The organism is Streptomyces sp. NPDC047081, assembly GCF_040643775.1.
Lineage (GTDB): Bacteria > Actinomycetota > Actinomycetes > Streptomycetales > Streptomycetaceae > Streptomyces.
Map to the genome: position 1 here is coordinate 80,878 of NZ_JBEYUY010000011.1, position 23,549 is coordinate 104,426.

Below are 23,549 nucleotides of genomic sequence, written 5' to 3' on the forward strand. Positions count from 1 at the left end.
AGCGTTCGGTGACATGCGGATCCTGCATCTGTCGGACACCCACGTCGAACGCAGCGACGCCCCCAACCGACACGGCGTCAACGCCACCGAATCCCTTCGTCTGATCCTCGCCGAACTCCGCCACCAGCGTGGCGTGGACGCGGTCGTCGTCACCGGGGACATCGCCAACGACGGGGCGGTGGAGGCGTATTCGGCCGTGAAGGAGCTGGTGGGCGAGTTCGCGCGGCGGCTGGGCGCGCCCGTCTTCTACACCACCGGCAACCATGACGAGCGCGAGGCCTTCGGCAAGGTGCTGGGAAGTGGGCACCTGAGCGCCGATGGTGGTGAGCGGGCCGACGTTCTCGCCTTCGAGTCCTCGCACGGGGAGCGGGCCGCCGTGAGTGTCGTGGACGGGTGGCGGGTCGTCACGCTGGACTCGCTCGTGCCGGGGCGGATTCACGGGTGGATCGGGGAGCGGCAACTGGATTGGCTGCGGGGGGTGTTGGACGTGCCTGCCGAGCGCGGCACGCTTCTCGCCTTTCACCATCCGCCCGTCAGCCTCGACATCTCCGCCACCCAGCAGGTCTTCGGGCTGCGCAATCCCGAGGCACTGGCGGCGGTCGTCCGTGGCAGTGACGTACGGGCGATCCTCACCGGGCACTACCACCTCCAGCTCTTCGGGATGCTGGAGTCCGTGCCGGTGTGGGTCACCCCCGGCATCGTCAACCGCATCGATCTGACCACCGCCCCCGGCACCGAGCGGGCCGTGCGCGGGGCCTCGGCCTCGCTCGTGGAGCTCGGCGGGGCGTCGGGGCCGATGTTCCACACCTTCCATGCCCGTGACCCGCGCGCCCACGAGACGGTCTACGAGCTGGACGCGGAACGGACGCGCACCTTGCTGGAGCAGTACGACGCTTCTTCGTCGCCGATTGGTTGACTTACGCAAGCTCTTTGCGTTTGAGTGAAGGCGAGCAGCGTTGCCCGCCCCCACCAGTGAGGAGTCGACGATGACGACAGCCGAGGGTCCGGTCGTACGTACCGAGGCCGGTGCCGTGCGGGGACGGGAGGAGGGCGGGCTGGCGGTCTTCCGGGGCATCCCGTTCGCCGAGCCGCCGGTGGGGGAGGCCCGGTTCCAGGCGCCGCGGCACGCGCGGGCGTGGGACGGGGTCCGGGAGGCCTACGAGTTCGGGCCGCCGCCCCCGCAGGAGGCCGCGTTCCAGGGACGTACGGGCGAGATCCCCGGGCCCATGGGCGACGACTGGCTGACCGTCAACGTCTGGACCCCGGCGGCGGACTCGTCGGCCCGGCTGCCGGTGATGGTGTGGATCTACGGCGGCGCCTACAAGATGGGGCACGCGGGCAGTCCCGGATACGACGCCCAGCACATCGCCCGCGACGGCGATGTGGTGGTCGTGACCTTCAACCACCGGGTCGGCATAGAGGGGTTCGCGCGGATCGACGGGGCGCCCGCCAACCGGGGGCTGCTGGACCAGGTCGCCGCGCTGGAGTGGGTACGGGACAACATCGCGGCGTTCGGCGGCGACCCCGCGCAGGTCACGGTCTTCGGGGAGTCGGCGGGCGCGGGCGGTGTCGCTTCGCTGCTGGCGATGCCGAGTGCGCGCGGGCTGTTCCGGCGGGCGGTCGTGCAGAGCCTGCCCGGCACCTTCTTCTCCGACGAGCTGGCGCGGGACGTGGCCGCCGAGATCGCCCGGGAAGCGGGCCTGCCGCCGACAGCCGCCGCGCTGTCCACCGTCGATCCGCGCCAACTCACCTCTGCCGGTGAGCAGTTGAGCGAGAAGATGCGGCAGTACGAGGACCGGTGGGGGCGGTTGGCGCCCACGGTCACGCCCTTCTCTCCCGTCGTCGACGGCGAGGTGCTGCCGACCACGCCCTGGCAGGCGCTGGCGGCGGGCGCGGGGCGGGACGTGGAGCTGCTGGTCGGGCACAACCGTGACGAGTGGCGGCTGTTCGTCGTCATGGGCGGGCAGCTCGGCAAGATCACCGAGGAACAGGCGGCCTGGGCGCTGCGGGTCTTCGGGCCCGGTCCTGAGGGGGAGCAGGCCTACCGTGCCGCCTTCCCGGAGGCCGGGCCGGGTGAGCTGTACGAACGCGTCCAGACGGACTGGCTGTTCGGCATGCCGAGCCTGCGGCTGGCCGAGGCGCAGGTGGCGGGCGGCGGGCGGGCCCACGTCTACGAGCTGACCTGGCCCGCGCCGGGTGCCGGGGGCGCCCTCGGCGCGTGCCACGGGCTGGACATCCCGCTGCTCTTCGGCACGTACGAGGCGGACCTGGGGAACCTGCTGTTCATGGGCAGCGGGGTGCCGGACCAGGCGCGGGAGCTGTCGGCCCGTTTCCGCTCGGCGTGGACGGGGTTCGCGCGCACGGGCGAGCCGGGCTGGGCGGCGTACGCCCTCGACGAGCGGCTGGTGCAGGTCCTTGACGTGAAGCCGGAGGTGCGGCCGTACCCGGAGGAGGCGACGCGGCGGCTGTGGCAGGCCTACGACTTCGAGCCGCTGCCACTGCTGAGGCCCGCGGGATAGCCCGCTAGAGGTTGCCCAGCGGTTCGATGTCGACCTTCACCGGGGTGCCCCACACCCGGAGCACCTCGTAGTCGGTGAACTCGTGCACGAGCCGGTACGCCATCGCGGCGCGCGGCCCGCGCCGCTGGGCCGCGAGGTAGAGCTCGGCCTCGCGGCGGTCCCTCCTCGGTGTCCCGCACAACTGCCACTCCTGACCGTTCCACAGCTCCGGCAGCCAGCGCTGCTGGGGCTGGGGGCGGTCGCCGCGGACGCCGTAGCGGGAGGGGGCGGACTCGGTGGGGGCGTGGGGGAGCGGGCCGCCGTTGAACTCGTTGCGCCGGGCGGCGCGGCGGCGGGTCTCGCAGAGCAGGCAGAGGTCGGGCGCGCTCTCGTCCACCGGGCCGCTCGGGTGCTCGGCGCAACGGGTGGCGGGGGCGGCGCCGGCGACGCTCTCGTCCAGCAGGTCCAGAGCACGCCGGATATCGGCCTTGACCTCGTGCAGCCTGGCGTCGGGGGTGTCGGCGGTGAGCGACTCACCGTGCTCCCCGAGCAGACGGAGGGCACGGCCCAGGGCGGTCAGCTGTGCGTGGTTCATGGTGCCAGTCTGCGTGTTCGTCGCACTTTTCGGGGCGCTCCTCACGTGGTCCAGTAGTCGCGGTCGGGCAGTTCGACCCAGTGGTCCGGGGGGCCGAGGACCGCGCGGGGGTCGGTCGGGCGCAGGCCGGCGTGGGCGAGGCAGTAGGCAACGGCGTGGTGGCAGTAGACGTAGGAGAAGAGGACCTCCGCAGGGCTGTCGTCCACATCCGGGCCGCCGCCGGGGTGCAGGTCCCAGCCCTCGCAGACGCCGTCGCGGTGGATGCTGCCCTGGTTGCCGCTCTTGGGGTTGGCGTACAGGCCGTAGGAGACGGTGCCGGGGGAGAGGCGGGTGTGGATGCCGGGCATCGAGGGGCCGTATCCCCAGGGCTGGGTGAGGACGCAGCCGCCGGGCACGGTCGTCACGCCGACGAACCGCAGGGTCTCGTCCATGTCGTGGTCGAGCGGGTCCGCGACCATGGAGGCCATCAGCTCCTCGTCGGCCGGGGTCGCCTCCAGGCGCCGTATCGCCTCCTCGGCGTCGATCCCGGCGACGCAGGCGAGCCCCAGGCCGTCGTAGTAGAAGTCCCCGAGTGCCGTGATGAGCCGCCGCCCCTCCACCACTACGGCGAGCTCGGCGTCGGTCAGCGCGGGCGGGCCCTCGGGTGTGGGTCCCCCCGACTGGGCGAACAGAGCGGGCTCCGGCCCGGCGAGGCTCAGGCGGGCCGGGGTCCAGCCGCCATGGCCGGTCCACTCGGGGTCGGCTCCGGCGGCGGCCAGTGCTCGCGCGTTCTCCGTGCGGCCCGCGATCAGCGCGTCCCACAGTGCCGTCGTGCCGTTCTCCAACGCGTCCACGTCCGGGACGCGCCGGGCCAGTTCCGCGACGACCTCGGGCGAGCCGAAGGCTGCGGCGCGATGCAACGGCCGTGAACCACCGACCCCGAACCTCTCCGGATCGGCCCCGGCATCAAGCCGCCGCCGCACCTCCTCGTAGTCCTGCCACGCTCGATAGTCCATGCCGTCCCACGCCCCGGCATCCCGCCCCACCATCCGTGCCCCCTCCACGCCGCGGATCTCCGTACCCACACCATCGCAGACCCCACTGACAATGGGTGGCGGGCGGTGCGGGGCGGGGGACGGCGGCCCTGTCACTGTGCGGCACCGGTGACCTGGCGCGGCTCCGGGATCGATACGGATCCGGAGATCGTCGCTCGCGCGAAGGAGTTGAGCGGGGGCAGCGCTCGCCCGACCTTCAGCGTTGCGGACGCGCCCGACGGAATTCCGGACGGGCCCTTCGACGTCATCGTCTGCGCTTCCGGGACGGACTTGACCTCGGCGGCACGCTCGTCGTCGGCGAACCGGGACGGAAGGGGAGCCGGCCCGCCTGGGGCAGCCGTCGGTGCCGCCTGTCCATGTCACAGCGGGGCGATTTCCACCCTGCCCTCGAAGCGGCCCCCCACCTGGTCGGCGAGCCAGTGGACGCGGGGGAGTTGGTCGCCGTTCCGGTCCCGTGCGTGTACGTAGACCGTGTGGTCCTGTGACGGCTCTTCCTGGTAGATGTCCCGGCAATTCACCGCCAGGGTGAGGTACGCCCACTTCTGGGAGATCGCCTCCAGGCCCGCTTCCGGCACCGCGGGCCACCCGTCCAGATCCCACCGCACGGCCGCGCGATCCGGACCCAGCGCGTCGATGAAGGGCTCGGCACGGTCCAGTGGACGGCACCAGTCGAAGACGCGGATCGGCAGACAGGCCGCCGGGTCGTCCCCGGCCTCCGACGAACCGTGCTCCTCGCCGGCCGACGCCCACCACACGAGGTCGGGCAGTACGTCACGTACCCGCGTCAGGACGGCCGGTGAGCTGATCACGGCCTCGAAGTCGACCTCCGACCCAGCGATGTCCGCGAGACCCAGCAACGTCCGCACCGCGCGCACGGCCTCGGACAGGTCGGCGGTGGTGAGGACGGCGGCCGCGGCGGAGTTGCTCATCCCGGAACCATAAGTCCGCCAGGAGCCTTGCCGCGGACATTATTGGGGGGCCTCACCGGCTCCATCGGCTCCATCGGCCTCGTGAGGCACCGTGCTTCTCCGTGCGTCCACCTCTATCTCGATCCTCATCCTCTCGTCGGCGAGACCGCACATCAGCATCGTGGCGGCCGGGCGTACATCGCCGAAGGTACGGCGCAGGACCGGCCAGCAGGGTTCGAAGTCCGCGCGGTCGGGGAGCAGATAGCGCACGCGCACCACGTCGGCGAAGGTGCAGTCCGCCTCGGCCAGTGCGGCCCCGATGTTGCGCAGGCACTGCTCGGCCTGTTCCACCACGTCCTCGGAGATCGTCATCGTGGCGTAGTCGAAACCGGTCGTGCCGGACACATGCACCCGGTCGCCGTCGACCACGGCACGGGCGTAACCGATCTGCTCCTCGAAGGCCGAGCCGCCGAGGATCGCACGTCGTCGCTCTGTCATGCGCCGACGCTAAAGGGGCCGTTGCCGATACGTCTAATACTCCTGTACGCATGATCTGATATCTCTGGGCGTATGGAGCGCCCCGAACTTCCCCTGCCGCAGCTGCACGCCTTCGTCGTGCTCGCCGAGGAACTCCACTTCGGCAACGCGGCCGCCCGCCTCGGTATCGCCCAGCCGCCGCTGAGCCAGCAGATCCGTCGGCTTGAGGACAAGGTCGGTTACGCGCTGTTCACCCGCGCCCCGGGGCACGTCGCCCTGACCCCGGCCGGCAGCGAACTGCTGCCCGCCGCCCGGCGCGTACTCACCGGCCTCGCGGACGGCCTGGCCGCGGCCCGTGCCGTCGGCAGCGGCAGCGTGGGCCGCCTGCGGATCGGCTTCGCCGCGTCGGTCGCGCTGACGGTCCTACCCGGCCTGCTGCGTGCGTTCCGCGACCGGTACCCCGGCGTGCACCTGGACATCCGCGAAATGACCACCGTCCCGCAGCTCGCCGCCCTGCACGACAGGACCATCGACATCGGCCTCCTGCGCGAACCTCCCGCCGACGAGCCGGAGCTCGGCTTCAGGACGGTACTGACCGAGCCGTTCGTGGCGGTGCTGCCGTCCACCCATCCGCTGGCCGGTGAACGGACCGTCCAGCTGGCCCAGTTGGCGGACTCGCCCTTCGTGCTGCTGCCCCGGACGGTCGGCCCGGCGCTGCACGACCAGATCATCGGCCTGTGCACGGCGGCGGGCTTCACCCCGCAGGTGGTTCAGCACGCGGTCGAGTGGCAGACCGTCTGCGCCCTCGTGGAGACCGGCCTGGGCGTCTCCCTGGCCCCGGCAAGCATCCGCCGCATCCGCCTCAAGGGCGTCGCCTTCCGCAACATCGAACCCGGCACCGCCCGCACGCGAGTCGCCGTAGCCTGGCGCGAGAACGACCAGAACCCCCTGGTCACCCACCTGCTGACAACCATCAGCCAAGGCCTGCCGGCCGTGCCATAGGCCCACGAGCGGGCCGTGCCGCCGCGCCGGCCCCAGGACTATGAGCAGGCCACGCCGACGCGCCCGCCCGCGGAAAACCGGCCCGCCTGACGGTCAACGCGCCCCCGCAAGCGCGCCCGCCCACCCCCCTCAGCGTGCCGCCGCCAACGCCGCCCGCAGGTGCCCCCCGGACTCCTCCAGCAGCCGTGCCGCCGTTGGGCCGTCGATGTCTGCCAGGATTGTGAGGATCGCGTTCTTGACCTCGCCGTCCGTGGCCGCCAGGGCCCGTTCGATGTCCTCGTCCGACGCTCCCGTGGCGAGCGCGACGATACGGCGTGAGCGGGCCCGGAGTTTCTCGTTCGAGGCGCGTACGTCGACCATCAGGTTCCCGTACGTCTTGCCCAGCCGGATCATCGTGATCGTCGAGAGCATGTTGAGGACGAGCTTCTGGGCCGTGCCCGCCTTGAGGCGTGTGGAGCCGGTGAGCAGCTCCGGGCCGACCACGATCTCGATGCCGTGATCGGCCGCCGCCGCCAGCGCGCTGTCCGCGTTGCAGGCGAGCCCGATCGTCAACGCGCCCATCCGGCGGGCGTGTTCGACGGCGGCGATGGCGTACGGGGTCCGACCGGAAGCGGAGATGCCGACTACCGTGTCGGCGGCCGTGAGGCCGAGCGCGTCCAGGTCCGCCCGCGCGAACTCCGCCGAGTCCTCGGCCCCTTCGACGGACGTCACCATGGCCGGCGGACCGCCCGCGATGAGCCCGACGACCTGGGTGGGGTCGGTGTTGAACGTCGGCGGGCACTCGGACGCGTCGAGGACGCCGAGCCGTCCCGCCGTACCCGCCCCGGCGTAGACCAGCCGCCCGCCCCGGGCCATCCGCTCGGCCACGGCGTCGATCGCGGCGGCGATCTCGGGGAGGCGCTCGGCGACGGCGGCCGGCACGGTGACGTCCTCACCGTTCATGAGACGCGCGATCTCCAGGGTGGACAGCCGGTCGATGTCGGCGAGTTCCGGCCGGAAGGCCTCGGTGGTCAGCGATTCCAACTCGGCGCGCAGATCACGGGGGTTGGAGGTGGAGGTCATGACGGGCGGCTCTTTCGGTCGTGCGGTCCGGTGTCTTACCGACGTGCGGTCCGGTGTTCGTCCTTACCAACGTGCGGTCCGGTGTTCGTCCTTACCCACGTTCGGTCCGGTGTTCGTTCTTGACGTCGGGTGGTCCGGTGCTCGTTTCCTGCCTGTCCTACCTGCGGTGCCGGTGCGCCAGCGCCTCGTACGACGCGGCGAGCGCGGGTGCCGCCGTCTCGTACGTCTTCTGCGCCACCCCGACGAACAGACAGTCCACGACGAGGAGTTGACTGGTACGGGAGGACATCGCCGCCGGCCTCAGCTCGCTCTCCCGCGCGGTCGACGTCGTCAGCACATGGTCGGCGTACTGGGCCACCGCCCCGTCCGGCCGCCCGGTGATCGCGACGGTCGTCGCCCCGTGCTCGAAGGCCACCCGCAACGGCTCGATGACGTCCCCGGTCGACCCGGAGTGCGTGATCGCGATGGCGACGTCACCCGCCCGCAACTGCACCGCGTTGGTGACGGCCAGGTGCGGATCGCTGTGCGCCTGGGCTATCAGCCCTATCCGCAGCAGCTTCTGCGTGAGGTCCTGGGCCACCAGCCCCGAAGCCCCCACCCCGTACACGTCGATCCGCCGGGCCACGGCCGCGGCGGCCACCGCGGCCCCCAACTGCACGGTGTCGAGCCCGGCCGCCGTGTCCGCGAGGGTCTGCTGCTCGTCGTAGGCGAGCTTGGCGACCACGTCGGCGATCGGATCGTCGACCGCGATGTCGGTGGTGATGGCGGGCGCCCGCCCCGACTGCTGCTGCGCCGCGAGGCCCGCGAGGGCGAGGCGCAGGTCGCGGTAGCCCGGATATCCGAGCAGCCGTGCCGTCCGTACGACCGTCGCTTCGCTGGTGCCAGTGAGTTCGGCGAGTCCGGTGACCGTCAGGGCCGCGCAGCCCGCCGGGTCGCCCGCGACGGCCTCGGCGACGCGCTGCATGGAGCGGGTCATGGAGGGCGCGAGCGTACGCACCTTGGCGGCGAGCGCGGCGGGAGCAGGCGGGGCGCCGGCCCGGCCGGCCTGCGGACCGCCCGGGAGGGCGAAAATTTCCTTCACGTCCTGGGTCACGTATGAAAGATATTTTCGGCTCGGTGTCGCGGTCAAGAGTGCGCACAATGGGGACATGGATCCCATCAGCCCCCTGGAGCAGGCGTTGCACGCGGCACGCGCCCTGGTGCTCGCCGACCTGGCCGCGGGCGAGGTCGCCGCGGCGGACGTGGTCTCCATGGTCGAGGAGTCCGTCGTACAGCGCCGCTGGTGGGTTGAGCAGTGGCCGGAGGGCGCGCCGTACGTGGCGGGGCTGGTCGCCCAGGACGTGCAGGACGCCCTGCTGGAGGCGTACGGCCGCTGGCCGCTGTGCCCGGTCTGCGGCTCCGGCGACCCGCACGCCCTGGAGGTCGAGCCGGAGCTCGGCCCGGACCCGCACTGGGTCTGCCACAAGGCGGGCGTGAAGGTCGCGGCGGTCGGCGCGCTCGGCCCGGCGACGGGCGGGATGCCCGCCTCGTGACCGTGTACATAGACCCGCCGAACTGGCCGGGCCACGGGCGCATGTGGTCGCATCTGATCAGCGATGTCTCGTACGACGAACTCCGCCTGTTCGCCGACGGGTTGGGCGTCCCGCGCCGGGCCTTCGAGCGCGACCATTACGACATCCCCTCGCACCGGTACGCGGACGCGGTGGCCGCCGGCGCGGTGGAGGTCAGCAGCCGGGAGGTCGTGCGGCTGCTGACGGGGGCGGGGTTGCGGCGGCCGAAGGGGCGGCCGGTCGCGTGAGCCGCCCGCCGGTCAGCTCGTGGAGCTCGTGGAGCTCGTGAAGACGGGGTCGACCGTGTGCCACCAGTCGGTCAGCGCCGCCGGGTCGTTGCCGTCCACCTCGAAGAGCGCGGGCCGGTCGTAGTACGTGCAGAAGATGATGTACTGCCCGGCACCGGCCCAGTAACAGGCCATGTCGCCGGCCGGGGTCGAGGTGTCGTTCTCGTGCCAGGTGCCGCGCGCGTTCTGGGTGGTGTCGCAGTTCCCCTCCGCGAGCCGCGCCGTGTAACGCAGGTACACCTCCTGCACCTTGCTCTTCGAGGGGTACGTCGCGATCTTCGCCTTGGTCGTACCGCCCAGGGTGGTGACCGTGCAGCGCAGCGCGGCGGTCGCGTCCGGCGCCGTCCAGTGCTCGCAGCTCTCGCGCTTCCACTGGTCGCTGTTGAGCGAGTCCCGCAGGGAGCGCTCGGCGGCGGTCAATCCGTCGTCGTCGGCGGAGTCGACGCTCTCGGACGGGGTGACGGTCGTCGACGTACCGCCCGAACCGACCGTCGTGCCACCGGAGTTGCCGCCAACAGCTCCGCCAGACGTCCCGCCGGAGCCGCCCCCTGAAGTCCCGCCGCTCGAATGCACGGTCTGGACGAAGATCCCGATCAGCGCCAGCGCGGTGCTCAGCACCACCCCGATGATGGTCCAGCGCACGCTCCGGCGGGCCAGCAGGTGGTCCGGGTCCGGTCGCGGCGGTCCGGGCATGCCGGGCGGGTCGTACTGACTCATGGTGCTCCCCCGATTCCCCCGATTTCGTACCGGAATTATCCGGACACCGGGCGGCCCGGGGGAGGAAAAGGGACGGGTATGCGCCCCGGGTACGTCAGGCGCGGTCAGCGGCGCAGCTCGTAGGCGTATCCCTCCTCGTCAACGCCCGCCCTCCGGAAGCCGGCGCGGGTGACGACCGCCTGGGAGGGGAGGTTGTCCGGGTCGATGGTCGCGAAGAGGGCGTTGACGTCGTCCCGGGCGAACGCCCAGTCGGCCAGGGCCCGCAGCGCCTCCGTCGCGTAGCCCTTACCGCGGGCGCCCTCGACGAGGTCGTAACCGATCTCGACCCGTCCCTCCTCGTCCGGCACGCCGTGGAACCCCATGCCGCCGATCGCCTGTCCGTCCTCCCGCCGTACGAGGGTGAAGACGCCGAACTCCGGCCGGTGGACGCCCCCTTCGTACGCCTTGGCCATGAAGCCGGCGGCCTCCCGCGTGCCCTCGAACGGGCCGCCCTCGATCCAGGCGAAGCCCCCGTCGCCGCCCATGGCCAGGTCGCGGGCCGCGGCGGGCGTGAGGCCCTGAAGGGTGAGGCGCTCGGCCTCGACGACGAGGTTGTTCTTCCAGCGCCACCCGGTGACCGGCGCGCGCCCCGGCAGCTCGCCGCGGCCGGTGGCCCACAGCAGGGTGCGCCAGTGGTCGGGCCCCGGCTGGACCTCCGGGAAGATCCGGGTGAGGACGAACTCCGCGAGCATGGACGGGGGTTCGTACGGCAGCCCGAGTCCGGCCGTGATGTCGTACGTGTGCAGCAGCACCTCGGCGACGCCCATCGCGGCGAAGCCCTCGCGGTTCGCGCTGCGGAAGGGGTACGGGTGGAAGGCCCGCACCTCGCGGGGCGCGGTGCGCACGGCGGCCGCGAGGAGGGCGCCGGTCGCCTCGATGACCTGCAGCAGCCCGGAGTTGCCGGTGCCGTCGTCGAGCCTCAGCTCGAAGGGGACGTAGTCGTCCTGCGCCCGTCCGGCCAGATTGGCGGCGTACCCGAGGAGGTCGTCGGCGATGTGCGTCGCCGTGGCGTGCACGGACCACTCCAGCCCCGCCGCCCCGACCTGCGTCCAGTCCCGCTCGACCGCCGGCCGAAGCGCCGCCACACACCCGGCGACCGCGTCCGTCACATACTCCCCGCCCATGTTTCGCATGAGCCGCAGGCTAGGCCGAGCGCGCATGTCAGGGCGACAGCATTTCCAGCTCGGCACCGAGGTTGTACCGGGCCGTCGCCTCCCACTTCTCCGTCCCGTACGGCGTCCGGAACAGCCGTGGCAGGTCCAGCAGTTGGCGCAGGATCGCCGAACGGCCCTCGCGGAAGGCGTCGTTCGGGACGAAGTGGTATTCCTCGCGGACGGCGGCGGTGTAGGCGGCGTACGCGGAAGGGGCGGCGGCGAGGATCGCGAGGTCGGCGTCGCAGAGGACGGCGCCGTTCGCGTCGCCGGGCTCGGGGGCGTGCGTGACCGTGAGCCGGACGAGCCGGGCCACCTCGGCGGTCTTCTCCTCCGGCACCCCGGCCTCGGGGAGGGCGCGCTCGGCGAGGCGGGCGGAGCGTTCCTCGTTCTCGGACCGGTCCGGGAGGTAGACCGCGTCATGGAACCAGGCCGCCAGCCGCACGAGGTCCGCGTCATCGGCGTACTCCTCCAGTACGTCGATGTGCTCCAGGACCGCCGTGAGGTGCGTGAGCGTGTGGTAGTGCCGCTGCGGCTCCTGCCAGCGGGCGAGCAGGTTCTCGGCGTACGGGGCGGGGTCGGGGCCGGCGGCAGGGGACCGGGCGCACTCCAGGGCACGGGTCCAGCGGTAGCGCAGGGCGTCGAGATCGGCCATGCCCGCATTCTCCCGCCGATCACCCGGGGCGTCCTAGCGTGGGTCCATGACAACTGCCGAGGTACGCGACCCCGAACTGCCCGGACGGATCCTCACCAATGAGCGCGACGCGCTGATCCCTCTGCTCCGCTCCCGTCCGGACGCCGATTTCGCCCTGCCGACGGCCGCGTGTCCGGGCTGGACGGTCCGGGACGTGCTGGCCCACTGCTCGTCCGCGCTGATGCGGGTCGTGGAGAGCCGTTACGAGAAGGGCGTGTTCTCGCCCGAGTGCAACGACCGGGACATCGCCGAGCGGGCCGAGTGGACGAACCAGCAGGTCGTCGACGAGCTCGAACGCGGTATGACCGAGGCCGGCCCGGTGATCGCCAAGGCGGGCGGGGTACTGGACATGGTCGCGCTGGGGGAGTGGGTGCACGCGGGCGACGTACGGGATGTATGGGGCGAACCGGGTGCGTACGCCGGCGCCGGCCTCCCCGACGCGCTCACCCTCCTCGCCCGCGTCACCCGCGAGAAGGCACACGTGCCGCTGCACGCCGACCTGGACGACGTGGACGAGCCCCTGCGCCTGGGCGACCCGGTGGCCGGGCGGACACCGGCGCGTTTCATCGGCGAGGCGGCGACGCTCGTACGGCTGTACTCGGGGCGTCCGGTGCAGGGGGTGGACTTCGAGCTGGCCGGGGTGGAGGCGGGGGAGCTGAACCTCTTCGGCTGATCTTCTCCCGATGTTCCGCCCAGGGGCGTCGTCGTGTCGGCGGGCGTACCGGCGTAGTCTTTGAATTGGACTAGACCTGTACGTGTCTGTCGAGCCGATGAGATGAATGGGGTCCCATGAGCAAGCGTGCAGTCCTGGAGGTGATCGCCCTCGACGCCGAGGACGCGATCGCCGCCCAGGCCGGAGGAGCGGACCGCCTCGAACTGGTCACCGACATGGCGGCCGACGGCCTCACCCCGCCGACCGGGACCTTCACAGCGATCCGCGCCGCCGTCGACATCTCCCTGAGGGTGATGCTGCGCCTGCAGGACGGCTTCGCGGCCGGGGACACGGGCCGCGTGGTACGGGCGGCGAGGGAACTGCGGGAGGCGGGGGCGGAGGAGTTCGTCCTAGGCTTCCTGGACGCGGACGGGGGCGTCGACCTGGCGGCGGTGGAACGGGTGGTGGCGGAACTGGACGGCTGCCGCTGGACGTTCCACCGCGCGATCGACCACACGGCCGACAGGGACGCCCTGCGCAAGCAACTGGACGGCCTGCCCGGCCTGGACGCGTACCTGACGGCGGGCTCGGCGGCGGGAGTGGACGAGGGCCTGCCGACGCTGCTCGCGGAGGCGGCGAGGCGGGGGGAGCCGGGTTACGAGCCGCGGATCATGGTGGGCGGGGGTCTGCGGCTGGAACATGTGCCGCAGCTGAGGGAGGCGGGGGTTGAGGCGTTCCACATCGGCGGCGCGGCGAGGCCGAACGGCTGGGATCACCCGGTGTCAGCCGAGGCGGTACGCAATTGGCGCCGTTCACTGGACCGCCCCTAAGGGGCGCGGGGCTGTGTCAATTTGCGGCTCCGCCGCGCGGGCGCGACAAGCCCCCACGCACCCCGCACCCTGCGTGGACTCGCTCAGGACAGCTGAGCCGGCAGCGGTGCCGAGTGGGTCACGATCAGGCCCGAGACCGCTCGGGTCAGCGCCACGTACAGCCGTCGCAGCCCGGTCCGCTCGTCCGGCTCCCCGTCCACCACGGCCTGCGGCTCGTCCAGCACCACGTAGTCGTACTCAAGACCCTTGGCGAGCGAGGCCGGCACCAGCGTCAGCCGGGTCTCCGCCGTCGTCTCCTCACCCGGCGCCAGATACCCGATCCCCGCCGCGGTCAACGCCTCCGCCAGCACCGGCACGCGCGCGTCCGCGGCGATCAGACCCGTGGACCCCTCCCGCCGCAGCAACTCCTCGCACGCGGCCACGACTTCGCCCGCACCTCCGACCTCCCGCAGCTCGAAGAAGCCCGGGTTCTCCCGGACCGACGCGACCGGCGTGAGGCCGGGCGCGATGTGCGGCAGCAGGCGGGAGGCGTACGTGATGACGTCCGTCGGCACGCGGAAACCGGCCGTCAGTTCCTCGATCACCCCGTCCGCCTTGCCGAGGTGGGCCAGCGCCTCGTCCCAACTCCGTGTCGCCCAGGGCGTGGTGCCCTGCGCGAGGTCGCCGAGGACGGTCGCCGAGCCGGTCGAGCAGCGGCGGCCGACCGCCCGGTACTGCATGGGCGAGAGGTCCTGCGCCTCGTCCAGCACCACATGCCCGAGGGAGTGCGTGCGCTGCACGATGTCCGTCGCCTCGTCGATCAACACCGCATCCGCGGCAGACCACTTGGCCGACTTCACCGACCGCACCGGCTTCTCCCACAGGATCGTCTTCTGCTCGTCCTCGTCGAGCAGTCCTTCCGCGTGTACGGCGAGGAAGTCCGCGTCCGTCAGCAGCCGCAGGACGAGTTTCGCCGGGTCGACCGGCGGCCAGACCTCCTTCACGGTCGCCTTCACCGCCGCGTTGCGGGCCACCGCGTCCTGCACCCGGTCGTCCGGCGCCTCCCCGGCCCGCTCCATCTGCACCAGCACGGCATGCGCGATCCGCTGCGGCAGGGCCTCGCGGGCGGCGCCGTAACGGATGTCGCGGGCGAGCAACTCCCGCACGATGTCCTCGAGTTCGTACGCCGGCACCCGCCAGCGCCGTGACCCGCGCACGACGACCACCGGCTCGGTCGGCATCGTCACGTGCGAGTAGACGGCCCGGCGCAGTACCTCCGCCATCCTCGCGTCGCCCTTGATGACCGCGGCCGCCGCGTCGTCGCTCCCGCGCACCTCCGCGCCCGCCGCGACCAGGTCGTCCACGGTGGCCTGCTGGACGGCCAACTCGCCCAGCGCGGGCAGCACTTGCTCGATGTAGTGGAGGAAGGACCGGTTCGGCCCGATGACGAGGGTGCCGGTGCGGGCGAGCCGCTCCCGGTGGGCGTAGAGGAGGTACGCGACCCGGTGCAGGCCGACGGCCGTCTTTCCGGTCCCCGGCCCTCCCTGCACGCACACCGTCCCGCCCAGGCCGGACCGTACGATCTCGTCCTGCTCGGGCTGGATGGTCGCCACGATGTCGCGCATCGGGCCCACACGCGGGCGCTCGATCTCCTGCTGGAGCAGCTTGCTGGTGCGGGCCGCCTCGGCGGGGTCGGAGAGGTGCTCGTCCTCGTACGCCGTGATCTCGCCGCGGGTGTACCCGAAGCGGCGGCGCAGCGCGATGTCCATCGGGTCCTTCTTGGACGCCCGGTAGAACGGCTGCGAGACCGGCGCGCGCCAGTCGATGACCATCGGGTCGCCGTCGTGGTCGTGCACGTGCCGGCGCCCGATGTAGAAGCGTTCGCCGCCCGCGCCCTCGGCCTGGTCGGCGCCGGGCGCGTGCAGGTAGTCGAGGCGGCCGAAGAACAGCGGGGTGTCGCTCAGGTCGGCCAGCGCCTTGATGCGCTCGTCGATCTGGCGGGCCAGGACCTCGGCGTTGACCCAGTTCGCGGTGACGTCCTTGATGTCCAGCGACTCCACGTCCTCGCGCATCGCGCGCAGCGCGGAACGGGACTCGGCGAGGTGGGCGCGCTCGCGGGAGAGGGGGTCGTCGAGTGGCGTCGGGTCGTCGACGGGCGTGGACAAGGGGGTGCCTCCGAAGGTGCTGCGGGCCTGGGCTGCGATGTGCCGGCCGGTTTCCGTCCGGTCGGCGGCACTCCGGGAAGGGAGGCGGGCAAGAGCGGAGATTCTAGGTCAGGCGCCTGGCGGGAGGCCAATGAATTAACGCCGCCCGCGTCCTCCCCCTAGGGGACGACCCGTGCATCTGGTGTAGGAGGCTCCACCCACAGGGTGTACCCAAGGACCACAGGAAGAGTGGACCTGGGGCCGATGCCCTCCTTATGCCTCGAAAGCCACCATGGATACATGAGTGCAGCGACCATCACCCCAGCCCCCGGTCGCCCGTCCGGCGCGACCCCACTCTCCGGTGCCCACGCGACCCACCGCTTCGGCAACGCCCTACGAGCGGTCCGAGTCTTCGCGGGCGCCGCGTTCGACGTCGTCATACTCGGCGAGTACGGCGAGGAAGCGGGCGTACGCAGGCGGTGACGACAGGTACGCGATCACGCGCCGGATGAGCACGTGCACCGGTACCCGAGTCAGTCCTCCGCCAGCAGCTCGTCCGCGTCCACGATCCGGTACGCGTAGCCCTGTTCCGCCAGGAAGCGCTGGCGGTGGGCCGCGAAGTCCTGGTCGATCGTGTCGCGGGCGACGACCGAGTAGAAGTGGGCCTGGTGGCCGTCCGCCTTGGGGCGCAGGACGCGGCCGAGGCGCTGGGCCTCCTCCTGGCGGGAGCCGAAGGTGCCCGAGACCTGGATCGCGACCGTCGCCTCGGGCAGGTCGATGGAGAAGTTCGCGACCTTGGAGACGACCAGGACACTGATCTCGCCCTCGCGGAAGGCGTCGAAGAGCTTCTCGCGCTGCGCGTTGGACGTCTCGCCCTTGATCACCGGCGCGTTCAAGTGCTCGCCCAGCTCGTCGAGTTGGTCGATGTACTGGCCGATGACGAGGATCTGCTGCCCGGCGAAGCGGCGGACGATCGCCTCCGTCACCTTGCGCTTGGTGTCGGTCGTCGCACAGAAGCGGTACTTCTCCTCCTGCTCGGCCGTTGCGTACGCGAGCCGCTCGGAGTCGGTGAGATTGACCCGTACCTCCACGCAGTCCGCGGGCGCGATGTACCCCTGCGCCTCGATCTCCTTCCACGGAGCGTCGAACCGCTTCGGACCGATGAGCGAGAACACGTCCGACTCGCGCCCGTCCTCCCGCACGAGGGTCGCCGTCAGCCCCAGCCGCCGCCGTGCCTGAAGGTCCGCCGTGAACTTGAACACCGGCGCCGGCAGCAGATGCACCTCGTCGTAGAGGATCAGCCCCCAGTCGCGGGAGTCGAAGAGCTCCAGGTGCGGGTAGACACCCTTCCGCTTCGTCGTCAGCACCTGGTACGTCGCGATGGTGACCGGCCGGATCTCCTTGCGCGTACCGCTGTACTCACCGATCTCGTCCTCGGTCAGCGAGGTCCGCTTCACCAGCTCGTGCTTCCACTGCCGGGCCGAGACGGTGTTGGTGACGAGGATGAGGGTGGTGGACTTCGCCTGGGCCATCGACCCGGCGCCGACCAGCGTCTTGCCCGCCCCGCAAGGCAGCACGACCACACCGCTCCCGCCGTGCCAGAAGTTCTCCACGGCCTGCTTCTGGTACGGCCTGAGGGCCCAGCCGTCCTCGTTCAGCTCGATGGGGTGCGCCTCGCCGTCCACGTATCCCGCGAGGTCCTCGGCCGGCCAGCCCAGCTTGAGCAGCGTCTGCTTGATCTGCCCGCGCTCGGAGGGGTGCACGGCGACGGTGTCCGGGTCGATCCGCGCCCCGACCAGCGGCGCGATCCGCTTCGAGCGCAGCACCTCCTCCAGCACCGGCCGGTCCGTGGTCGTCAGCACCAGCCCGTGCGTGGGGTGCTTGCTCAGCGTCAGCCGCCCGTACCGGTCCATCGTCTCGGCGACGTCGACGAGCAGCGCGTGCGGCACCGGATACCGGCTGTACTGCACCAGCGCGTCCACGACCTGCTCGGCGTCGTGCCCGGCCGCCCGCGCGTTCCACAGGCCGAGCGGCGTCACCCGGTAGGTGTGGATGTGCTCGGGCGCCCGCTCCAGCTCCGCGAACGCGGCGATGGCCCGACGGCACTCGTCGGCCTGCTCGTGGTCGACCTCGAGGAGCAGCGTCTTGTCGGACTGGACGATCAGCGGACCATTCACCCGGGGCACCCTTTCCGTACGGCCGTTCTCACCGGCCAAACGTCAAGTGTGCCCCACCCCCGGAAAAACAGGGGCGCGATCAAGGACGCTGCTCGGCCGGCTCCGCGAGCCGTCGCAGGTGCGGCCCGTACTCCGGGTCGGCGAGGGCGGCGGCGAACTGGGCCGTGAGGTAGGCGAGCGGGTTGCCGGTGTCGTACCAGCGGCCCTGGATGACCTGGCCGTAGACCGCCTTGGTGGCGGCGTAGGCGTTGATGGCGTCGGTGAGGTAGATCTCGCCGGTGCGGTGCTCGTACCAGGCCTTGGTCTGCTTGCGGAGCTCCTCGACGATGCCCGGGGTGATCACGTACCCGCCGATGGCCGCGTAGGCGGACGGCGCGTCCTGGGGCTTGGGCTTCTCGACGAGGCCGGTGATGCGGAGGAGACCGTCGCCGAGGTCCTCCTTCACCCGCGGGACGCCGTAGCGCTGGGAGTCGGCCGGGTCCATCGGCAGCAGGGCCAGCACCGGGCAGCTGGTCGCCTCGTAGGCGCGGATCAGCTGCTGGGCGCGGGGGACCTCGGCGACGAACACGTCGTCGGGCCACAGGACGAGGATCGGCTCGTCGCCGACGTTGCGGGCGGCGTTGAGGACAGGCGTGCCGTTTCCGTACGGGCCGTGCTGGTCGAGGTAGGTGATGTGGCCGAGGCGGGAGAGCTCGCCGACCTCCTCCACGGCGTCCGCGTACGCGGTCTTGCCGTCGGCCCGCAGCTGGGCGACCAGCCCCGGATTCGGCCGGAAATGCTCCTGGATGAGCCCCTTCCCGCCCGACACCACGATCGTGATGTCGGTGATGCCGGACGCCACCAGCTCGCGCACGGTGTGCTCGACGACGGGCTTGTCGCCGACCGGCAGCATCTCCTTCGGGATGGCCTTGGTCAGCGGCAGCAGGCGGGAGCCCAGCCCCGCGGCGGGGATGACAGCGCGGCGGATCGTCGTGGCCATGGGGCCCCTTTCGTCGAAAAGCCGGTCTCGGTTCCGGTCCCGTTCAGGAAACGCTGCCCGCGAGCCCGGGCCGGAAGCCCCGGGTGAACAGTTCCGGACGCGGGGGTGGAGCTGTGGCGAAGGGGTCGCCGGGGAGGGCGGTTCACGCCTCGTCCGCCAGCTCCGCCACCCCCGTCACGCGATGCAGGGGGTACGTCCGTACCTCGTCCGCCGTGTGGTCGTACGCCGTCACGAAGCCGCCCTCGACGCGGATCGGGGCGATGACGCGCTGGCTGGCGGCGCCCTCGGCGTTGACGTAGCCGATCCACAGGGCCTCGCCGGTGAGGACGGCGGCCTGCATGGTGGCGAGGGTCTCGGCGGAGCTGGTGCGGGGGAGGGCGCCGGTGGGGGCGGTGGCCGACGGGGGCTGTTTGCGCGGGGCCGTGGAGGCGAGGTCGCCGGCCCGGATGGCGCGGATCGCAGCCGTCAGGAGCGTGCCGTCGGGGGTGGGCGGGCCCTCCGGGACGGGCTCGGGGGCGGTGCGCGGCGGGGTGCGGTGGGCGTCGGGACGGGTGATCACGACATCGCCCTCGGCGGACTCGGCGGCCGGCGCGAAGCCCATCGCGCGCAGGCCGTCGAGGAGGGTCGCGGGGTCGGCCTGGGTGGCCAGCACGGTGGGCGCGAGGCGGCGCAGGCGCAGGGAGGCGGCCCGCTTGTCGGCCATGATCTCGTTCAGCAGGGCGTCGTCGTCGCACCGCACGTACGCCGAGGCGGCGCCGACCCGGAGGTGGCCGTGCTTACGGGCCACGTCGTCGATCAGGTACGCGAGCGGCTGCGGGACCGGCGTACGGGAGTGCGCGGCGAGGAAGGCGTGCAGGTCGGAGGCGGTACGTCCCGCGTCGAGCGCGCGCCGGACCGACCCGGGCGTGAACCGGTACACGGTCGCCCCGCCCTTCGACTCCACGTCCGCCAGCACGTCCAGCATGTCGGCGAGCGGCCGCTGGAGGGGCCCGGGGGCCACCGCGGTCAGGTCGGCCTGGAGGAGGACGTGGTCGAGCGGCTCGGGGAGGAGGGGCGCGAGCAGCCGGGCGGCGGCCGCGGAGGCGACGGCCTGCTCGGGGGGAGACAGGGGCTCCACGACGACGGGGATGTGGTGGACGGGGAGCTTGTCGCCGGGGCCCTTGTCATCGGCGCCGACGCCGACTCGGCTCGACCCATGGGCTCCGGCCCCGGCGCGGCTCGCGCTGTCGGCTCCGGCCCCGGCGCCGCTCGCCCCATGGGCTCCGGTCCCAGCTCGGCCCGCCGCATGGGTTCCGTTCCCGCCCCGGCCCGCGCTGTCGGCTCCGGCCCCGGCTCGGCTCGACCCGTCGGCTCCGGCTCCGGCCCCCGCCGCCTCTCCGGCCCTGGTCTTCTTCGCGCCCCCCGTCGGCGCCGGCGCCCCCAGCAGCGCCCGGCCATGAGCGGACAGCGCGCCGCGGCCCGTCACGCCCAGGAGTTCCGCCTCCGTCAGGGTCCAGCGGGCCAGGCGGGCGCGCAGGTCGTCGTCCTTCCCCCAGGCTCGGCTTCGCTCGCCCGGGGGGACCCCCACGGGGCCCCGCAGGGGGCGTTCCCAGCGCAGGCGGTCCAGGACCGAGTCCGGCGACGGTGCGGCGCCCTCCGGCAGGCCGGCGAGCAGCGTCAGCACCCGGTGTCGTACCTCTGGAGCGGCTGACCGGTCGAGGCCCGGGCCGAGCGCCGACAGGGCGCGGTCCTTCGCGTCCCGGCCGCCGACCAGCCCGGACGTCCGGGTCGCCGTCAGCCAGGTCTGGGCGAGCCGGGACCAGCGCTCGGCGGCGGGCCGCTCCAGCCACTCGTCGTAGGCCGGGGTCGCCGCGTAACGTTCGTCGGCTTCGCCGTCGGAGGCCAACAGGCCCGCCGCATAAGCGAGTTCGACCCAGAACGCGGCGATCGGCTCGGACACGTCCAGGGCGACGGCGGTGCGCTTGAGGTCGCGCACGCTCAGCCCGCCCGCGCGCAGCACCGCCGGCCCGCCCTCGTCCCAGTCCTTCAGCAGCTCCTCCACGGTCGCCAGCGCGGTGTACGCCTGCCCGGCCGCCGTCGCGTCCACAACCTGTGGACGGTGCACGGCCGTCGGCTCCAACGCGGGCGGCAGCGGCTCCGTGGCGCGGTGGGCGCGGCCGCCGCGCAGGTGCAGGGCCACTTCGCGGGGGAGTACGACCGTGCCGGGCGCCGTCGGCAGGAGGAGGCCGCGGTCGAGGAGGTGGCGCAGATGGGCGGCCGGTTCGGCGGTGACCTGGCCGTACGGCGGCCCCCACACCAGCCGCTCCAGCACCTCGCGGGACTGCGGCGGGGCCTCGGCGAGCAGCGCGGCCATCCTCTTCCGGTCGTTGAAGAGGCCGGTCAGCGCGGCCACGGCCGAGACGGAGTCGTGGGTCGAGGCGAGCCCGGCGGTGGCGACGATCTCCTGGATCCGGCCCGGAGACATCCCGGCGGTGGCCTCCTGCACGGTGGGCCCGAGACCGGTGGGCGAGGGGTGCTGCGGGGAGGGGACGAGCAGCTCCCGGGCCGTCCGTACCAAGCGCAGCCGGTCCTCGCCGCCCCACACCAGGGCCTGTTCGCGCAGGGTGGCGACGGCGCGGGGGAGCGCCGCGGCGACCGTCGGGTCGCCCTCGTCGCCGGTCATCAGCCCGAGCAGTTCGTCGTACGACGCCGGGTCCGCGGCCACGGCCAGTGCTTCCGCCGTCTGCAGCGCGAAACGGTCCAGCCGCTCCAGTGCCCGGACGACCGACGCGCGCGTGCCGGCGCGGGTGGCCAGCTGGGTGAGGTCGGTCGGGACGGGGGTGATGAGATCGGGGCGGGCACGGAGCAGCGCGGCGAGGGAGGCGTCGTCCCTGAGCCGAAGCGCCTCCGCGAGGGAACGTGGGCCGGGGGTGCTCATCTGACCCACGTTAGCGGGTGCGGAGCCTGTGGATCGGTCGGCCGCCGGGAGAACGGGACGTTGCCCAGATGGCCGATACATGAACTTCCTCGGGAGGATTGCGGCAGCCCTGTCCCCACCCGGCACTCACTCGTCACCCTGGGCCCCCTGGCAACTACGCGCAGGGAACGGGGGATTGAGCGGTGAGCCTCTTCGGTGTGGAGCTCAATTTCAACAACGTCGTTGCGATCGTCGCCGTCGTGATCCCCGTGCTGGCGTTCCTGTGGGAGTTCGTCGTCATCCGGCGCAAGCGGCTCGGCTACCGGTTCCAGATGGACGTCCTGGCCTCGGACTCCGCTCACGCTCCGAGCGCCGCCGTGCTGTCCCGCCTGCACGACAACGGCGTGACGCTGAACGAGCCGTCGTTCGTGCTGGTGCGGGTCGAGAACGCGGGCTGGCGGCCGATCGAGGCCGGTGACTACCTGGCTCCGCACAACAGCGAGACCGGCATCCACGTCCTGTTCGGGCACCGCAGGGTCGTCGGCATGGCGGTCACCGAGCTCAGCCACCCCGCACTGCTCCCCTTCTTCGTCAACGTGACCGGGGACGTCGCCCAGGAGACCCCCGGCTTCGGGATGGGGACGCAGAACGGCGCCGGTCTCATCCGGCTGCCCAGGGTGACGCTGAACCCGGGCGCCCACTACAAGGTGCTGGCGGTGCTGGAACGCAGCTCCGGGATCGCGAACAGCCCCTTCCCCGAACCGAAGTTCCAGGCCGACCTGATAGGAGGGGAGGGGCCGCCCCTCGCCTGGGGCCGCTGGTTCGCCCGGCTCAAACCCGCCCGCACCGAGGCCCACACCTTCGCCTCCCGCCCCGCGCTCGTCTTCATCGGCCTCCTCGCCGTCGCCGTACTCCTCCAGGCGAGCCTCACCCTCTTCTGGCCCACCAGACCCGCCCCCCTCGACTGCGTCGGCGGCACCCTGCACCTCCAGGGCTCCACCGCCTTCGCGCCCGCGGTCACCGACGCCGCGAAGGAGTACGCGCGGCTGTGCGAGGCCAAGGGCGCGCGGTTCGCCGCCGGCAACGGCTCCTTCCAGGGCAGCGGCGAGGGCATAGCCGCCCTGGAGAAGGCGGGCGCGGACGCCGGGATCTCCGGCACGGAGGGACTCGGCGACCGCATCACCTTCACCGACGGGCCCGCGGCCGGCAGCCACCCCCAGGTGCTGCCCCGGCCGGTCGCCTACTCCCTGTTCACCCTCGTCGTGAACAAGGACGCGGGGGTGCGCACCCTCACCACCGCACAGATCCGCGGCATCTACGCCAAGAAGATCACCAACTGGTCGGAGGTGGGCGGCAACAGCGTCCCCATCCACCTCATCGACCGCCACCGCGGCTCCGGCACCCGGAGCGCCCTGGAGGAGCGGGTCCTCAAGGGCGCCTCCGTCCCCGAGGCCGACGTCGACGACTGCGCCCAGTTGAACCACGCCGAGCCGGGGGTCTGCGAGGTCGACAGCACCGACACCCTCCTGGACCGCGCGGCCGCGATCCCCGGCGCCCTCGGCTACAGCGAGGTCAGCAGCGTGACCTCCACCGAACTGGTCAAGCTCCGCATCGACGACATGCCCCCCACCCTGGAAGGCGTCGAGGACGGCACCTACCCGTACTGGCAGACCGAGTACGCCTACACCTACGGCGAACCGCCCGCCGACTCCATCGCCGCCGCCTTCCTGCGCTATCTCACCGACCAGGGCGGCAAGGACATCCTGCGCGAGTACGGCAACCGCCCCTGCTCCGAGACCGAATACCCGCTGGTGTGCACGCCGACCTGAGCCGCACCCTGCGCTACCGTCGTCCCGACGGGGTATCCAACGCAGCCGC

Annotated in this window: 22 protein-coding genes; 9 read left to right on the forward strand and 13 right to left on the reverse strand. The window is 72.3% G+C overall.

What is annotated here, in order from left to right:
- Nucleotides 1-13: 13 nt before the first annotated feature.
- Complete coding sequence (locus ABZ848_RS22185) at nucleotides 14-916, forward strand: metallophosphoesterase (RefSeq protein ID WP_360834305.1); 903 nt, start codon at nucleotides 14-16, stop codon at nucleotides 914-916.
- Nucleotides 917-986: 70 nt separating this feature from the next.
- On the forward strand, nucleotides 987-2,519 hold the full coding sequence (locus tag ABZ848_RS22190; protein WP_360834307.1) for a carboxylesterase family protein: 1,533 nt from the start codon (nucleotides 987-989) through the stop codon (nucleotides 2,517-2,519).
- 4 nt (nucleotides 2,520-2,523) lie between these two features.
- Here ABZ848_RS22190 and ABZ848_RS22195 read toward each other — a convergent pair whose 3' ends face one another.
- From ABZ848_RS22195 to ABZ848_RS22210, 4 genes are all read right to left on the reverse strand, one after another.
- Nucleotides 2,524-3,093, reverse strand: a complete 570-nt coding sequence (locus ABZ848_RS22195; RefSeq protein ID WP_360834309.1) for a hypothetical protein — start codon at nucleotides 3,091-3,093, stop codon at nucleotides 2,524-2,526.
- Nucleotides 3,094-3,134: 41 nt separating this feature from the next.
- On the reverse strand, nucleotides 3,135-4,157 hold the full coding sequence (locus ABZ848_RS22200; RefSeq protein ID WP_360834311.1) for an ankyrin repeat domain-containing protein: 1,023 nt from the start codon (nucleotides 4,155-4,157) through the stop codon (nucleotides 3,135-3,137).
- A gap of 329 nt (nucleotides 4,158-4,486) precedes the next feature.
- A complete protein-coding gene (locus ABZ848_RS22205) occupies nucleotides 4,487-5,056 on the reverse strand; it encodes a hypothetical protein (RefSeq protein ID WP_360834313.1) in 570 nt (189 codons plus the stop codon).
- Between the two features lie 39 nt (nucleotides 5,057-5,095).
- Entirely contained in the window at nucleotides 5,096-5,533 is a 438-nt protein-coding gene (locus tag ABZ848_RS22210) for a RidA family protein (protein WP_360834315.1), read from the reverse strand.
- A 72-nt stretch (nucleotides 5,534-5,605) separates the two neighbouring features.
- On the opposite strand from ABZ848_RS22210, the gene ABZ848_RS22215 reads away from it, so the two are divergent.
- Nucleotides 5,606-6,514 (forward strand): LysR family transcriptional regulator, encoded by a 909-nt coding sequence (locus ABZ848_RS22215; protein WP_360834317.1) that lies wholly within the window; start codon nucleotides 5,606-5,608, stop codon nucleotides 6,512-6,514.
- A gap of 129 nt (nucleotides 6,515-6,643) precedes the next feature.
- Here the strand turns inward: ABZ848_RS22215 and murQ are convergent, their stop codons facing one another.
- Both murQ and ABZ848_RS22225 read right to left on the reverse strand, forming a co-directional pair.
- Nucleotides 6,644-7,576: an N-acetylmuramic acid 6-phosphate etherase gene (gene murQ, locus ABZ848_RS22220; RefSeq protein WP_360834319.1), complete on the reverse strand. Its 933-nt coding sequence runs from the start codon at nucleotides 7,574-7,576 to the stop codon at nucleotides 6,644-6,646.
- 157 nt (nucleotides 7,577-7,733) lie between these two features.
- Nucleotides 7,734-8,669, reverse strand: a complete 936-nt coding sequence (locus tag ABZ848_RS22225) for a MurR/RpiR family transcriptional regulator (RefSeq protein ID WP_242765377.1) — start codon at nucleotides 8,667-8,669, stop codon at nucleotides 7,734-7,736.
- A gap of 55 nt (nucleotides 8,670-8,724) precedes the next feature.
- Between ABZ848_RS22225 and ABZ848_RS22230 the strand changes: the two genes are divergently transcribed.
- Nucleotides 8,725-9,108, forward strand: coding sequence for a hypothetical protein (locus ABZ848_RS22230; RefSeq protein WP_360834321.1), 384 nt, complete (start codon nucleotides 8,725-8,727; stop codon nucleotides 9,106-9,108).
- Nucleotides 9,105-9,374 carry a DUF4031 domain-containing protein gene (locus ABZ848_RS22235; protein ID WP_360834323.1) on the forward strand — a complete coding sequence of 90 codons (270 nt, stop codon included), beginning with the start codon at nucleotides 9,105-9,107 and terminating at the stop codon, nucleotides 9,372-9,374. Before ABZ848_RS22230 ends, ABZ848_RS22235 begins: the two co-directional genes overlap by 4 nt.
- A 12-nt stretch (nucleotides 9,375-9,386) precedes the next feature.
- Here the strand turns inward: ABZ848_RS22235 and ABZ848_RS22240 are convergent, their stop codons facing one another.
- The 3 genes from ABZ848_RS22240 to ABZ848_RS22250 all read right to left on the reverse strand — a co-directional run bounded on the left by ABZ848_RS22240 (nucleotide 9,387) and on the right by ABZ848_RS22250 (nucleotide 11,975).
- The gene (locus ABZ848_RS22240; RefSeq protein ID WP_360834325.1) at nucleotides 9,387-10,130 is read right to left on the reverse strand and encodes a hypothetical protein; all 744 of its coding nucleotides are present in this window, start codon (nucleotides 10,128-10,130) and stop codon (nucleotides 9,387-9,389) included.
- 104 nt (nucleotides 10,131-10,234) lie between these two features.
- Complete coding sequence (locus ABZ848_RS22245; RefSeq protein WP_360834327.1) at nucleotides 10,235-11,302, reverse strand: GNAT family N-acetyltransferase; 1,068 nt, start codon at nucleotides 11,300-11,302, stop codon at nucleotides 10,235-10,237.
- Nucleotides 11,303-11,330: 28 nt separating this feature from the next.
- A complete protein-coding gene (locus tag ABZ848_RS22250; protein ID WP_360834329.1) occupies nucleotides 11,331-11,975 on the reverse strand; it encodes a hypothetical protein in 645 nt (214 codons plus the stop codon).
- Between the two features lie 46 nt (nucleotides 11,976-12,021).
- On the opposite strand from ABZ848_RS22250, the gene ABZ848_RS22255 reads away from it, so the two are divergent.
- Entirely contained in the window at nucleotides 12,022-12,687 is a 666-nt protein-coding gene (locus ABZ848_RS22255; RefSeq protein WP_360834331.1) for a maleylpyruvate isomerase family mycothiol-dependent enzyme, read from the forward strand.
- Between the two features lie 116 nt (nucleotides 12,688-12,803).
- Nucleotides 12,804-13,496, forward strand: coding sequence for a copper homeostasis protein CutC (locus tag ABZ848_RS22260; protein WP_360834333.1), 693 nt, complete (start codon nucleotides 12,804-12,806; stop codon nucleotides 13,494-13,496).
- An 83-nt stretch (nucleotides 13,497-13,579) separates the two neighbouring features.
- On the opposite strand, the gene ABZ848_RS22265 is transcribed toward ABZ848_RS22260, so the two are convergent.
- The gene (locus ABZ848_RS22265; protein ID WP_360834335.1) at nucleotides 13,580-15,640 is read right to left on the reverse strand and encodes a UvrD-helicase domain-containing protein; all 2,061 of its coding nucleotides are present in this window, start codon (nucleotides 15,638-15,640) and stop codon (nucleotides 13,580-13,582) included.
- Between the two features lie 279 nt (nucleotides 15,641-15,919).
- On the opposite strand from ABZ848_RS22265, the gene ABZ848_RS22270 reads away from it, so the two are divergent.
- Nucleotides 15,920-16,102, forward strand: a complete 183-nt coding sequence (locus tag ABZ848_RS22270; protein WP_360834337.1) for a hypothetical protein — start codon at nucleotides 15,920-15,922, stop codon at nucleotides 16,100-16,102.
- 50 nt (nucleotides 16,103-16,152) lie between these two features.
- Here ABZ848_RS22270 and ABZ848_RS22275 read toward each other — a convergent pair whose 3' ends face one another.
- The 3 genes from ABZ848_RS22275 to ABZ848_RS22285 form a co-directional block, all read right to left on the reverse strand.
- Complete coding sequence (locus ABZ848_RS22275; protein ID WP_360834339.1) at nucleotides 16,153-17,796, reverse strand: DNA repair helicase XPB; 1,644 nt, start codon at nucleotides 17,794-17,796, stop codon at nucleotides 16,153-16,155.
- 79 nt (nucleotides 17,797-17,875) lie between these two features.
- Nucleotides 17,876-18,775 carry a UTP--glucose-1-phosphate uridylyltransferase gene (locus ABZ848_RS22280; RefSeq protein WP_360834341.1) on the reverse strand — a complete coding sequence of 300 codons (900 nt, stop codon included), beginning with the start codon at nucleotides 18,773-18,775 and terminating at the stop codon, nucleotides 17,876-17,878.
- A gap of 142 nt (nucleotides 18,776-18,917) precedes the next feature.
- Nucleotides 18,918-21,692 (reverse strand): helicase C-terminal domain-containing protein, encoded by a 2,775-nt coding sequence (locus ABZ848_RS22285; RefSeq protein WP_360834343.1) that lies wholly within the window; start codon nucleotides 21,690-21,692, stop codon nucleotides 18,918-18,920.
- Nucleotides 21,693-21,874: 182 nt separating this feature from the next.
- Between ABZ848_RS22285 and ABZ848_RS22290 the strand changes: the two genes are divergently transcribed.
- On the forward strand, nucleotides 21,875-23,500 hold the full coding sequence (locus ABZ848_RS22290) for a substrate-binding domain-containing protein (RefSeq protein ID WP_360834345.1): 1,626 nt from the start codon (nucleotides 21,875-21,877) through the stop codon (nucleotides 23,498-23,500).
- Nucleotides 23,501-23,549 lie beyond the last annotated feature (49 nt).